Annotated in this window: 9 protein-coding genes; 1 reads left to right on the top strand and 8 read right to left on the bottom strand. The window is 50.5% G+C overall.

Annotated features, from left to right (window positions below):
- Positions 1-123 precede the first annotated feature (123 nt).
- Entirely contained in the window at positions 124-1,734 is a 1,611-nt protein-coding gene (locus FMS18_RS08495; protein WP_163293424.1) for an ABC transporter substrate-binding protein, read from the bottom strand.
- A 264-nt stretch (positions 1,735-1,998) separates the two neighbouring features.
- Here FMS18_RS08495 and FMS18_RS08490 point away from each other — a divergent pair, with 264 nt between their 5' ends.
- Positions 1,999-2,442, top strand: a complete 444-nt coding sequence (locus tag FMS18_RS08490; RefSeq protein ID WP_163293422.1) for a hypothetical protein — start codon at positions 1,999-2,001, stop codon at positions 2,440-2,442.
- 249 nt (positions 2,443-2,691) lie between these two features.
- Here FMS18_RS08490 and FMS18_RS08485 read toward each other — a convergent pair whose 3' ends face one another.
- The 7 genes from FMS18_RS08485 to acs form a co-directional block, all read right to left on the bottom strand.
- Positions 2,692-5,205 carry a TIGR03960 family B12-binding radical SAM protein gene (locus FMS18_RS08485; protein WP_163293419.1) on the bottom strand — a complete coding sequence of 838 codons (2,514 nt, stop codon included), beginning with the start codon at positions 5,203-5,205 and terminating at the stop codon, positions 2,692-2,694.
- Positions 5,206-5,476: 271 nt separating this feature from the next.
- Positions 5,477-5,827, bottom strand: coding sequence for a hypothetical protein (locus FMS18_RS08480; protein ID WP_163293417.1), 351 nt, complete (start codon positions 5,825-5,827; stop codon positions 5,477-5,479).
- A 214-nt stretch (positions 5,828-6,041) separates the two neighbouring features.
- On the bottom strand, positions 6,042-6,614 hold the full coding sequence (locus FMS18_RS08475; protein ID WP_163293415.1) for a DNA-3-methyladenine glycosylase I: 573 nt from the start codon (positions 6,612-6,614) through the stop codon (positions 6,042-6,044).
- 211 nt (positions 6,615-6,825) lie between these two features.
- Entirely contained in the window at positions 6,826-8,106 is a 1,281-nt protein-coding gene (locus FMS18_RS08470; protein ID WP_163293413.1) for an OFA family MFS transporter, read from the bottom strand.
- Between the two features lie 197 nt (positions 8,107-8,303).
- Positions 8,304-9,152: a pirin family protein gene (locus tag FMS18_RS08465; RefSeq protein WP_163293411.1), complete on the bottom strand. Its 849-nt coding sequence runs from the start codon at positions 9,150-9,152 to the stop codon at positions 8,304-8,306.
- Between the two features lie 149 nt (positions 9,153-9,301).
- Positions 9,302-11,614 (bottom strand): CehA/McbA family metallohydrolase, encoded by a 2,313-nt coding sequence (locus FMS18_RS08460; protein ID WP_163293409.1) that lies wholly within the window; start codon positions 11,612-11,614, stop codon positions 9,302-9,304.
- 522 nt (positions 11,615-12,136) lie between these two features.
- On the bottom strand, positions 12,137-14,122 hold the full coding sequence (acs, locus tag FMS18_RS08455; RefSeq protein WP_163293407.1) for an acetate--CoA ligase: 1,986 nt from the start codon (positions 14,120-14,122) through the stop codon (positions 12,137-12,139).
- Positions 14,123-14,127 lie beyond the last annotated feature (5 nt).

The raw sequence follows: 14,127 nt of genomic DNA, 5'->3' as shown, positions 1-14,127 counted from the left end.
ACAGATCCCTTTGGAATCCCTATTAAGAGATTAATTCTTTTATGAAAATTTGTGTTTCAGACGCATCAAAGGGAACCCCGAATCGGAGTTCCCTTTGATAATAGTTTTATGCAGTAATCTCCGCTACTTGATGACGAGATCGCCGAAGTAGGGGAAGTTCTGAACGTTGCAAATCTCTTCGGTATTCATACCAGTCTTGGAAGCCCAGGACAGGTTCTGCCAGTGCAGGGGTACGAATGCAGCTTCGTCGTAGAGAATTTTTTCTACTTTCTGGAGCATTGCGTTGCGCTTGGTCAGGTCGGTTTCAGTCTGGGAGCCGATCACGAGGGAATCAACTTCCTGGTTGCAGTAGTTACCGCTGTTGTACTGGCCGTAACCGGTTTCCTTGTTGATGCACATGAGCAGGAACTCAGTGTAGTTAGCGGAATCTTCGGTGTCAGGATGCCAGCCGATCATCTGGATGTCTGCAACCTGTGCGTCGAACTGATCCCAGTACTGGGCTTTAGGCATGGTCTTCAGGTTAACCTTGATGCCGATTTTGCCGAGCATGGAAACAAATGCTTCCGCGATTTTTTCATCGTTAACGTAGCGGTTGTTGGGTGCGATCATGGTGCACTCGAAACCGTTTTCGTAGCCTGCTTCCTTCATGAGCTGTTTAGCTTTTTCAAGGTCGTAGCGGGGTTTGAGTTCAGCATTGTAACCTGCGAAACCTTCGGGGCCCTGCTGGCAGGCAACAGTAGCGAAGCCTTTCATTACTTTATTAACGATACCGGTGTTATCAGTAGCGTATACGATGGCCTGACGAACTTTGGGGTTCTGGAAAGGCTTCTGGCGTTTCTGGTTCAGCTGGAAGGTGATGATGCGGGAACCGGACATGGTTACCAGCTGGAGGCCTTCGGTGGATTTAACACGCTTCAGGTCCTGCGGGGGAACGGGCATGATGAAATCAACATCGCCGGAAAGCAGTGCTGCCACGCGGGTAGCGTCGTTTTTAATGGGGGTCAGGATGATGGTGTCTACGTTACCTGCTTTATCCCAGTATTCGGGGAAAGCTTTGAAGACGACACGGACGCCCTGTTCACGTTCAGCAACAGTGTATTTACCGGTACCGGACTCGTTCACGTTGGCAAAGGAAGGACCGGTCTTGACGATAGCGTCTTTAGGCTGGCCGGATTCGTCTTTACCGGAGTAGAACTTGCTGTCCATGGGGAAGATGTAGGTTGCCATGTTCAGAAGCAGGCCGTAAGGCTCTTTGGTGATGACATCAACGGTGTTGGCGTCAACTGCTTTTGCAGGCAGGAAGGGTTCGAACAGACCCTTGTAGTCGGCACTTGTTTTAAGGCGGTTGATGGTCCAGACAACGTCTTCAGCGGTGAAGGGATTGCCGGAGTGAAATTTTACACCTTTGCGCAGGTGAAAGCGCATGGTTTTGTCATCGATACGTTCCCATGATTCAGCAAGGCGGGGTTCGAAGGAACCGTCTTTGGCCCAGCGTACAAGAGGATCGAAAACCATGTGGGAGTATTGAAGCATACCACCGGAAAGCTGCACATGAGGGTCGAGAGAGACAGGGTCGGCATCCATAGCCAGTTTAAGGGTTTTACCGGCAGCAGCGGGAGCTGTTTCAGTAGTTTCCTTTTTGGCTGGGGCCTCTTCTTTTTTTTCCGCGCTGCATCCGGCAAGTCCGAGACTCAGAATAGCAACAAGCGCAAGAAACAGTAATAAACGTTTCATCCTCACACTCCTTAGAAAGGGTAAAAACAGTAATAAAAGCACCAAGCGTCCGGGATTTCAGGAACATTCCTGAGTTAGACGCACATCGAAATGAGTATTATAACTGGTAAAACAGTTAAAGCGTACGGCTTCCCCTTGCCGTATGCGGTTAATATTATTACACTTGAATCAGTTTTTTCTCAAATTGTTAACGTGTTGAAATGTTTTAGGAAAAATATTTTATTAACTTTAGTGTCAAAATGGGCACATAAAAATGCAGAATTTATGAAAATAAAAAAATATAATTCGTATAATCGGCTGTTGATCCTGTTTTTTATGACTTTTATTATTAGCGGATGCGCATCCCTGAATCCTTTTGCCGACTCGATTACCGAGTATGACATGGATGGAAAGCATGAAATAAGCCTTGGGCTGATGCCTGGGGAACAGCTTGCTTTCGAAATGCGTAATCCCGGATCAGGCGGGTATCAGTTTGACGGAGTTTCCTTTAACCCGGCAATGGTCAGTCTGGATAAGTTCAAGATCATTAAGCCTGATTCCGGTCTGATGGGTGATTTCGGACGTTGGCGGTTTGAGTTCACCACTGTGGGGCTGGGTTCGGACCCGGTTATCATTAATATTAAGAGGTCCGGGGAGAAAACCCGCGATGCCTACAAGGTTATCAATTTGGATATAACCGAGGACGGCCCGCCTTTTTTTGAGTGGTAATTTCCCTCCGGGGGCCAGAAAGGTAAACTTTTGGAAAAGTTTTCCTCTCTGGACTCTCCTTTCAAAACTTTTCGATAAGATTCGCATCTAGCTTGCTAAGAGGGTAAAATTAAACCCCGCAGTATAAATAAATACTGCGGGGTTTTTGATTTTGGTAAATTGGCGAAGCCCTGCCAAAAGTTTTTGGGATTCTTAAACCCTTTTTACAAAAAGGGTTTAAGGTCGTCGGCAGACCCGCCGGAGGCTTTTTTACTCAAACCGCTGATCCGTCTTAATCAGATCAAAGTCCAGCAGCGTTGTGCCGGGACAGATGGCGGCGATCATCTTGACCGGACTCATATATAATGTTGTCCAGTCAAAGGTCATCTTCAGGGTCCGTTCATTTATTTCTTCGAATTTGACCAGCATGGGGCGGATGTTTTTTTCCTTCACCTTTTTCTTGGTGGTGTGGGAAACAATGTATTCATCCGACTGGGCATATTCGCGCATGCGGTCCATTTTGTCTTGTGCTTCTTCATCGGAACAGGTGAAGATCAGGGTTAAATCTTCCACTTCCGGGTGGGCTTGCTTTTTGGACAGACTTAGCGGGTCAGCACCCACAATTTTCATGCCTATGGGCATTTGTTTGTTGAGGCGGTCCACCAGATCCTGTGCTCCGATTTCTGTGCGCAGCATGATGTTCATCCATTCTTTCATGCTTTCCACGCCAACAGGCAGTGCACGCCCGAAGGACATACGCGGCATGGGGTGGAATCCCTGCGAGAAGGTCAGCGGCAGTTCGGCCCGGCGCATGGCGCGTTCAATGACCGGTTGCAGGTCAAGCTGCGAAAGGTAGGCCGAAGTTCCGGTTTTGGTGTACCAGAGCCTGAAGTGGCTACCTTTTATGCCGAGGTCCGGTTTTTCTTCTTGTACGAAATCAGGAACATCCCCGGTCTGGTCGCGGCTTTCAAATACCATTTTGGGACGCAGGTCCATTGTTTCAGCCTGCTTTTCAAGTAGAGATTTGCGTCCGTCAAAGTTACAGACTCCACAGTTGCGGCATTCTTCGTAACGGCAGTCTCCGGTAATCTTCTCAGAAATACCGCGCTTCAGTTCCGCGAGCAGGAATCGTTTGCTGACTCCGGCAGAGAGGTGATCCCATGGCAAACGGGCATCGTGTTCCCGTGCTCCGGTAAATTCAAGAGGATCAAGTCCTTCTTCTTCCATGGCCTCAAGGAAAGGCTCCAGTTTGAAGTGGTCCTTCCAACTGGAGAAGAGGGCACCTTTTTCGTAAACCCGTTCAACTACAGGGGCGAGTCTACGGTCACCGCGGGAGAAAATTCCTTCGAGGAAGGTCATGCGCGGGATGTGGGATTTCATATTGATGCGTTTCTGTTTGCTGAATTTTTCGCGCATGTAGTCCAGACTTTCTCCGATTTCCTCAAGTGAAATCTGGCGTTCCCACTGGAAGGGGGTATGCGGCTTGGGCACGAAAGGCGAAACCGCAGCGGTAATGTTCAGCTTCTTAATGTGCCTGCCAGCCACGTCGCGAACTTTGACGCAAAGATCAACAATGGCATCAAGGTCTTCGAAAGTTTCGGTGGGCAGACCGATCATGAAATAGAGTTTGATGTTCTGCCATCCGTTTTCATAAAGCATGAGCGCGTGGTCCAGCAGAGCTTCTTCGGTGATGCCTTTGTTGATGACATCACGCATGCGCTGGCTTCCGGCTTCGGGTGCAAGGGTTGCACCGGTGCGACGGATGGTGGCGATACGCTCCATGATCGGTTCAGAAAGGGAACCGACACGCAGGGAAGGCAGTGAAATTGAGATCTGCTCGGCTGCGCAGTTATCGAAGGACTGGGCGAAGAGAGTATCCAGTGCGGAGTAATCTCCGGTACTGAGTGAGAGAAAAGAGGTCTCTTCGTATCCGGTTTCCTCAAGCCCTTCCATGAGGACTTTGGTCAGGGTTTCCGGGGTACGTTCGCGGACTGGGCGATAAATGATCCCGGCCTGACAGAAACGGCAGCCGCGTGTGCAGCCACGGGCAATTTCCATGGTCAGACGGTCATGGACAACCTGACCGTAAGGGAGGATCTGTTCTTTGGGAAAGGGGATAGGTTCGAAATCTTCCACCACCGCTTTTTCCACAAAGAAATCGCCGGGATTCTCAGGATCGAAAAATTCAGGAATGTAAATTCCGGGCAGCTCTGCAAGTTTTTCAAGGCGCGCTTTACGGCCTTGGCCCTGCTCTTTGCACTCGGCAATGATTTCCATGACTTTGACGATTGATTCTTCACCGTCACCGAGCATGATTACATCAAAGAAATCAGCTACAGGTTCAGCGTTGAAGCAGGCTCCGCCACCGCCGATGACCAGCGGACATGAATCGTCGCGGTCCGCGGATTTGAACGGTATACCGGAAAGGTCGAGCATGAAGAGCACATTAGTGTAGCACAGCTCATGGGTCAGGCTGATGCCCAGCGCGTCCACATCTTTCAGCGGGGTGTCGCTTTCAAGGGTAGCCAGCAGTTCGCCGTGTTCACGCATGATTTCGGCTGTTTCTTCGCAGGGAGTGTAGGCACGCTCGGCGTAGAAATCTTCATGCTGGTTGACGATCTCATAAAGAATTTTCTGTCCAAGGTAGGACATACCAATTTCATAAAGATCGGGAAAACCGATGGCGATATGCGCCTTGACCTTAGCGGGGTCCTTGTGGACGGAACCCCATTCCGAACCCAGATAACGGGTAGGACGGGGCAAAAGAGGAAGCAGCTTTTTCAAAACTTAAATCCTATAGAGTATGCCTCCGGCGGCTGGGGAAGGGGAGAAACCCTTTTGCTAACGCCCAAAAGGGTTTCTCCCCTTCCCCAGACCCCATCCCCTCTTCCCAAAAGACGTTTTAGTTATGCTTCGCAGGTAGCACACTAAGACGGTCTTTGAATACGAGGGGCGAAGCTTTACTAAAAAAGTTTGGGATTCTTAAACCCTTTTCAAAGGGTTTGAGCCGCCGGAGGCGAAATCAATTTATTTTTAAAAACGCGAAGCGTATCAACTATTTCTTCAGAAGTTCAGAAATATCAGATACATTTCCGCCGCCCATGCCTGCACCCATGCCGCCGAGACCGCCGGAAGAGAGAGTCAGGTTGCTGGAAGCTTCGAGGTACTTGGTAGAAACGTCTTCGGGGCAGTTCTGGTAGGTGTAGAGAATGTGACGGCCTTCGATTTCACCTTCGATTTCGTTATCAAAGGGGTAACCGAAGGGCAGAATCATCATCTGTACACCCTGCTGCGCGGGAACGGTCTGGAGTACTGCGGGATCTTTAATCTGGTTGTTTTCTTCGTCCCATTTACCGATAACCATGTCGCCGTTGATAAGCTTGAAAAGTTTTACATCGTAAGCCATCTTTAATTCTCCTTATCAGGCCGGCCTCGTTTCGGGCGCGTTGCCTGTTAAAATTTCATTAGAAAAAAAAGACCGGACGGGTTTATAAAATCCGGTTCCGGTTCACTTGGGTTGCGCTTATGGGCAACTCGTAAGAATTAGTGCCTGAATGGAGGTGTGTCAAGGCTTGAGGCGCATGGTAATTGTAAATTTGAAAGCTATGTTTCCGTGCATCTTATCCAGCATCGAGCAGGTCTTTGTGCCGAAAGCAACTGACCAGATGATCGTTAACCATTCCGGTTGCCTGCATGTAGGCGTAGCAGATTGTCGGTCCCACGAAATTGAATCCTCTTTTTTTTAAATCCTTGCTCATGGCTTCCGCTTCTTTTGTTTTGGCAGGGACCTCTTCAGGTGATTTCCAATTGTTCTGAATTGTCTGACCTTCAGTGAACTGCCAGATGTAGCTGTCAAAGCTGCCGAATTCTCTTTGAATATCCAGAAAGGCACGGGCATTGCGCACAGCCGAGTTGATTTTGAGCTTGTTGCGGATGATTCCCTCGTTTTGACGCAACCGTTCAAGATCCTCTTCGGTGAAGCGGGCAACGATTTCAGGATCGAAATCAGCAAAGGCTGCGCGGTAATTTTCCCGTTTCTTAAGCACTGTCAGCCATGAGAGTCCGGCCTGCGCGCCTTCCAGAATGAGAAATTCAAAGTGGCCCTGATCGTCATGCAGAGGGACTCCCCATTCTGTGTCGTGATAGGCTATTTCGAGTTCGTGTTTTGCCCATTGGCAGCGGGATTTCGGCATGGGGTGGCTCCTTTTGGATGAGTGATGTCGGATGGTATGCGGTTCGGGGGGGAAGTTCAATAGAGGGAGTCCGTAAAAAACAAAAACTCCCCGCAGCGATGCACATGCACCGGGCGGGGAGTTTTTAGGGGGTACGGAAGTTAAATGAGCTAAGCTTCCGTTAGGAGTTTCTTCAGAGATGAGATGTTCTCAATACCCTGATGAAAAGTTGCTAGCCGGTTGTCTCCGGGCTGGCGTTTAAGCTCCGGTGGGGCTTTTTGAGCATGAATATTGCCGCTGCTCCGATGAAGCAGCATACACCGCAGATGGTGAAGGCCAGCGGGAAGTTACCCATATCGCCGAGTACTCCTCCGAGCATGGGGCCGCCGATGCCGCCTGCTCCGTAAGCGAGGAATATGTAGGGATAATTCTGGCCCACGCTCTTGGTACCGAAGGTGTCGGCTGTGATGGTTGGGAAGAGGGCGAAGTTGCCGCCGAAGTTGAAGCCGATGATGGTCGCTCCCACGTAGAGCAGGAAGGTGTTCCCGGCCATGGAGGTAAATGCCAGCAGGGTTGCGCCCTGAATGGCGGTCATGAGCAGGATGGAACGTTTGCGGCCCAGCTTGTCACTTAAGGTTCCCCAGATGATACGACCCAGCCCGTTGGCGAGGCTGAAAAAGACAGCCATGGCGGTTCCGGCTATGGCACTGGCTTCTGCTACGCTGTGACCGGATGCCTGCAAGGCTTCCATGGGGTAGAGTTTCATCAGCCCGATGGACATGAGTCCGGCTGCGGCACTGAAGGTGAAAGTGGCAAAAATGAGAAAGAATTGCGGAGTTTTGAGCATTTCGGCTGTGCTGAAGTTTTCCTCTTCAGCATCACTTGCTGCATCAGCGTTTGTTTCAGGATGGTAGCCTTCGGGTGCCCAGCCTTCCGGGGGAAAGCGCATCCAGAATCCGCCCGCTGCGATCATCAAACAGAAGAGCAGGCCGTAAAGTGAAAAGGTGGAAGAAAGACCGATTGTTCCGATCAGGTTACCCCATGCCCCGGCCAGCTTGACCCAGGCCATGGCCCCGAAGCCGAACCCGGCAACAGCCAATCCGGTGATGAATCCTTTTTTATCGGGAAACCAGCGCATGCCCACGGCAATGGGAACCACGTAGCCGAGGCCGATCCCGGCACCACCGATGAGACCGATGAACAGACAAAGGGCGGTAAAGTTTGTTCCGCCCACAAGCCCGGCAAGGGCATAACCCGCTCCCAGTACGAGAGCACTGAGAAAGGAAAGTTTCATGGGCCCCCACTTGGCAAGTTTTTTTCCGGCCCAGACCATGGAAATAGCAAAACTGACCAGCCCGATGGAAAAAACAACCTGAGTCTGAAACTTGCTCCATCCGGCCTCAATGAGTGAGGGGGTGAATACCGACCATGCGTAGATTGCGCCCAGAGCCAATTGCATGAGCACCGCTCCTGCTACGGCAAACCATCTGTTCATTACTTTTGTTTCGCTCATTTTTCCCCCGATGTTGAAGTTGATCTTTTTTCTGTGTTTTCGAATCCGGGTCCTTTTTCTGCTGTTATCCTTATCCGTGCTGCCATAAAAGCATGGCTGGGGTTTTGGTGCATTCTATTTTCGGTGAACGGGAAGATCGTTGTTGTCTTTTGTCTCTTTGTCCGGTTATTTGCCGTCCGTCCTGCATATTTGTCCGTTTATGGTTTTGGGTGCTTAATGAAACTCCCTTCCTCATACTCCTGAAAAGCTTTTTTCAGCTCTTCTGCGGTATGCATGACAATGGGGCCGCGCCAGTAGATCATCTCATTAATGGGCTTCCCGGCCAGCAACAGGAAACTGAGCGGGGTTTCGCCTGCATTGATCGCCAGTTCATCTCCATCTTCAAAGAGAACCAGCGAGCGGTTTTCTACTTTTTGTCCATTAACGGTTCCTTTTCCTGCGGTAACGTAAATGAATGCGGTGTAGCCGCGTGTGGTGGGATGGATAAATTCAAGCCCTGCGGGAACGGTCACGTCCAGATATTGCGGATCTATGCCGATTCCTCTTGCCGGGCCTTGGATATGGTCTACTTTTCCGGCAATTACCTTGATGCTGCTGCCGTCTTCGCGCTTAACAACCGGGATTTCTTCGGATTGGATTTCTCGGTATTCGGGATCAATCATTTTGTTTTCGGAACTTAAATTTGCCCAGAGCTGGAATCCGTGCATGGAGCCGTCATCGTCTCCTTTGGGCATTTCCTGATGGATTATTCCACTGCCTGCGGTCATCCATTGCACACTTCCAGCCTTGGTTACAGCTGTATTGCCGAGGCTGTCCCCGTGTTCCACATCTCCTTTTAATAGGTAGGTGATGGTTTCAATGCCCCGGTGTGGATGCCACGGGAATCCTTTTAAATAATCTTCGGGATTGTCCGAACGGAAGTCGTCGAGCATGAGGAAAGGGTCGAAAAGGGAGGCTTCAAAATAGCCGAAGGCCCGGTGCAGTTTTACCCCGGCACCTTCATGAACAGGTTCGCCATAGAATATCTGTTTTATCTCTCGCCGCATCACTCGCTCCTTTAATCAAATATATTGAGAATATTATTACTCATAATATCAATATGGGGTGGATTTGCAAGCGGGAGAAATAAACTGGCGAAAAGAAATGCGGGGGAGGGATACAGGCCGGGGAGTGAGGCTTCCCCGGCCTGCTGTAATTATTTCATTTTAGCGATTGTTTCAGGAGTCTTGCCGTAGGTTACAACATCAATCCAAACCGGGTTGGACCAGGCTTTTCTATCTTTGGTGTCTACAACAACGATTGAGTAGTAGCTGTCCTCCATTGCCTTGAAAGACAGGGAGAAGTCACGGGTTACGGGCTTGTCGCCGAATTTTACGGAGTCGACAACTTTGCCACGGCTGAAGAGCTGAACTTCTTTGAGACCGTTAACGGCCTGTGCGGTGAAGTTTACAACAACTTTTTCACCTTCGACAGCCTTCACGGTGCTACCAAACATTACTTCGGGGAAGAGCAGCGGTCCGGTGGAGGCATATGCACTACCGGCGAGAAGCGAATTTACGAAGTTGTCGGGAGTCTGTGCACCGTCAATGTGGGCGAACATACGAATATCGCCGCTGATTTCGTTCCAGACATCGTGGGTGTCGGTTCCGGCACTGAGGTAGTACTTGGCACCTTTAGCCCAAAGGTCCTGCATGCGGGCTATGGTTTTTTCCACATGTCCTGCGATGTTGAGTTCCACGAGATCGAAGTTGGGATCGAAACCGCCGGGAACCTTACCGTTATCAAGAGCGTAGAAGTAACCGTAGGGAATGTAGGGGTGGTTAGCAGCAAGTGCGGTTGCACCCATGCTGCGGGCATCGGCGAAGAGTTCCTGCACGGTGGCTGTTCCGGGCTTAACAGTCAGTTCCTGTCCTATTTCAAGGGGAAATGCACCGAAGTGTGACCAGTCCGGAGAGAGTTCGATGGACGGGATGAACTCGAATCCGCGGATTTTGCTGAGCTTCAAGACATCGTAGTGGCGGTTAACGAGATCATGGTCACTGACCAGGGTGAAGTTCAGGCGTGCTGCCAGCTGGGAGCGGACCAGGTATTCGGGAGCGGTCACACCGTCCACGAGGTCGGAGTGATGATGCATATCTGCGGAATACCAGTTTTTGGACTCGGGGTGGGTCACGGTTTCAATTTCAACTTTGACGTTGCTTTTGTCGCCGGATTTAACGGTTGCTGCTACTTTTTCTGCTTTGGAGAGAAAGGATTCTCCGGAAGCAACTTTGAATACATATTTGCCGGGACCGAAAGGAAGCTTGATCTGACCTGCTTTATTCAGCTCTGTGAAGAAAGTCTGCTGACCGAGGAATTTTACCAGCGGGCTTTCGCCTTCTTCGATGGTGATGCGGGCATCAATGGGCATGCCGCTGTTTTTTTCTACCACGGTGAAGTTGATTTCACCCGGATATCTCATGTCGCTGAAGTTGCACTTGGTCTGTTTACCGGACTTGAGGGTGACTTTCTTTTTGCTGCTGGAAGCATAGCTTTTGCCAGCGGCATATGCGGTGTATTTGCCTACAGGAAGAGTTACGCTGTAGGTGCCTGCGTTGCCGATGGTCCAAGTGTAGGGTTTTCCGTTTTTTTCAATGATCACAACAGGATCATTCATTGTCTTGCCGTCTTTGGTGGCAACCTTGCCGCTTAGTACTGCGGACTCAAGACCTTTGCGCTCGGTTTCGAATTCAACCAGCGGGGAGATATCGCCATCTGCATGGATTTCAAGCCAGCCGGGGAATTCTTTTTTGCCGTTCACTTTCAGGTCGTGCGCGGTATACATGTCTTTTGCGTTGTAGTTGATGAAATCAACGTAGGGAGCGTGCAGGCCGATGGACCAGTTGTCATTGTAGTGGACAACCCAGTCACCGAGAGCTTTGCCTTTGATGTCGCCTTTTTTCATTCCTTCAGTGCCCGGAGTCTGCATGGCGAATCCGCCTTCGGGCCAGAGAACGTAACCGGAAAGCAGACCGTCGTAGGGCTTGGAATCATCGTTGACCATTGTGGTCTCGGCCTGAATCCTGTGTCCGCCTTTTTTCAGGGTATAAACAGTCTGGATGGTGGTTTTTTCCCAATCGCGGGTAACCTTGATGACGCCTTCTTCGGGGGTGTTTTTGACCACTTCGATTTTCTGGTAGGTGTTGGGCCAGCTGGACCAGTTGTTGGGAATGAAGTCCATCAGGGCGATGTGATCCATTTCATACTGGCCGTCACGAATGACCGCGCCGTCAATAATACCGCCGCTGGGAACTCCCCAGGGGCCGGGAGTGGTTACTCCGAAGGTGACAGCAAGATAGTCGTTCCGGAGGGTAATATCTTCAGCTCCGATACATTCCCCTGCGGGGATAGGTGTCGGGCCGGTGATGATTTTTACGTCAGCCTGAGCTGTGGCGCAGAAGAAAAGTGTCAGCATTGCTGTGAGCAGCACGCTCAGTGCTGAATGCTTTTTTTTTAAATCTTGTCTCATAAACTTCCCTTGGTAAAATAGTAAAACAACCTCAAAAGAATTGTATCGCGCAATACAATTTTTTAATCCTGCATACAGCATAGCTTTGACCTCAAGGGGAAGGTCAATGGCAGTAGATTGTCGGCTGTGTAACATCTAATATATGGAGCTTGGTTTGCTTATAGCCGAGTAAAAAGGTATGTTTTTAGTGCGAGCCTTAATATTATTTTGGGGTTGGAATATAATGTGGAATTTGTCCTGTTGCCTTAAATAAAGGAGGGGTAATGGATGGGGTTATAAGAATCAATATCAAGAAGTGGCTGATCTTATAATCAATAGAAAGAGTGGCTTTGAGGTGGAAACTCTGCCCTTAGGGGGAAGGAAAAAATAGACCGGAATACACGATGTTTCCATAGCCACCTTCCAAAATAGATAGAAACATATTCCGTATATCCCGGTCTCATCCGGTATGCATCGAGCTGCTGAACTATCTCCCGGTTCTAATCTGGAACCGGGAGACTTCCGGGCAACCCTTTGCCATACTTATGGATTCATTATTTCTTCATAACCTTCGATGAGATCGGTCACTACTGAAGGATCAGCCAGTGTCGAAGTGTCGCCGAGGTTCGAAGTATCGCCTTCTACAATCTTGCGCAGGATACGGCGCATGATCTTACCGCTACGGGTCTTAGGCAGGGAGGGAGCGAACTGGATCACTTCCGGTGCTGCCAGAGGACCGATTTCCTTACGAACATGCATACGCAGTTCCTTGATCAGGTCATCATCCTCGTCGTATTCGGCCTTGAGGGTCACGTAAGCGTAAATGGTCTGGCCCTTAACCTCGTGAGGCATACCTACGACAGCTGCCTCGGAGGTTGCCGGGTGGGAAACCAGTGCGGATTCGATTTCAGCGGTTCCCAGTCTGTGACCGGAAACGTTGATTACATCGTCCACACGGCCCATGATCCAGAAGTACCCATCTTCGTCTCTGCGTGCTCCATCGCCGGATTCGTATGTTCCGGGGAATCCTTCAAAGTACTGTTTTTTGTACCTTTCAGGGGCACCCCAGACTCCGCGCAGCATACCGGGCCACGGTTTACGGATTACGAGGAAACCGCCTTCGTTGGGACCGACTTCATCGCCGTGGCGGTCCACAATTGCCGCATCAATGCCGGGCAGCGGGAGGGTTGCCGAGCCGGGCTTGAGCGGGGTGGCGTAGGGCAGCGGGGAAAGGACATGTCCGCCTGTTTCCGTCTGCCACCATGTGTCAACGATGGGCAGTTTCTCGGCACCGATATTTTCGTGGTACCACATCCATGCTTCAGGGTTGATGGGCTCACCGACCGTGCCGAGAATGCGCAGGCTGGAGAGATCGTATTTCTTGGTCCACTGGTCGCCTTCCTTCATGAGGGCGCGGATGGCAGTGGGCGCGGTGTAGAAGATATTTACCCGAAATTTTTCGCAGACCTGCCAGAATCTTGCCGGGTCCGGGTAGGTGGGTACGGATTCAAACATGACGCTGGTGGCTCCAAGGGCGAGCGGTCCATAAACAATGTAGGAATGTCCGGTTACCCAGCCGATATCGGCGGTGCACCAGTGCACGTCATCATCTTTAAGGTCGAATACCCACTGGCAGGTGTGGGCGGCGTAGGTCATGTAGCCGCCGGTGGTGTGAAAAACACCTTTGGGCTTTCCGGTACTGCCGGAAGTGTAGAGGATGAAGAGCGGATCTTCGGAATCCATCAGTTCGTAGGGGCAGTTGTCGGTAATTTCCGGGTCTTCCATGAGGTCGGACCAGAGACGGTCACGGCCTTCGACCATTTCAATTTCATTGTTTGCTCTGGGAACAACAACGCACTGTTCAACAGAAGGGCACTCTTTGAGAGCTTCATCGGAGTTGGGTTTGAGCGGGATTTTTCTTCCGCCGCGCAGAACGCCGTCTCCGGTGATGTGAACTTTTGCGCCGCAGTCGTTGATGCGGTCACGCAGGCTGTTGGAGCTGAAGCCTGCGAAAATGATGGAGTGGGGTGCGCCGATGCGGGTACATGCCAGCATGGCGATAGCCAGTTCCGGGATCATGGGCAGGTAAATGGATACGCGGTCACCTTTTTGCACGCCCAGTTTTTTGAGCACGTTGGCAAAGCGGCATACCTCGCGGTGCAGCATATCGTAGGTGTAGACTTTTACTTCATGATCTTCTTCGCCCTGCCAGATGAGGGCGGCTTTGTTGCGGCGACCATTTTCAATGTGGCGGTCAAGGCAGTTGGCGGAGGCGTTGAGTTTGCCGCCTTCAAACCATTTAACTTCCGGTTTGTCGAAATCGTAATCAAGAACATTGTCCCACTTCTTGTCCCAGGTGAGCAGCTCGTCGGCACGTTCGGCCCAGAAACCTTCCATGTCGTTGATGGAACGGTCGTAAATAGCCTTGTATTCTTCAAGGCTTTTCACGCATGCGCCGGGGAAATTGGTAGGAGGATTAAAGAGCCTGTTTTCTTTGGAGAGACTTTCAATTTTTTGTTCTTCAGTCATAAGGT

The sequence above is a fragment of the Desulfovibrio sp. JC022 genome (assembly GCF_010470665.1).
In the GTDB taxonomy this organism is placed as follows: domain Bacteria; phylum Desulfobacterota; class Desulfovibrionia; order Desulfovibrionales; family Desulfovibrionaceae; genus Maridesulfovibrio.
This window is presented reverse-complemented; position numbering and strand designations above follow the sequence as displayed.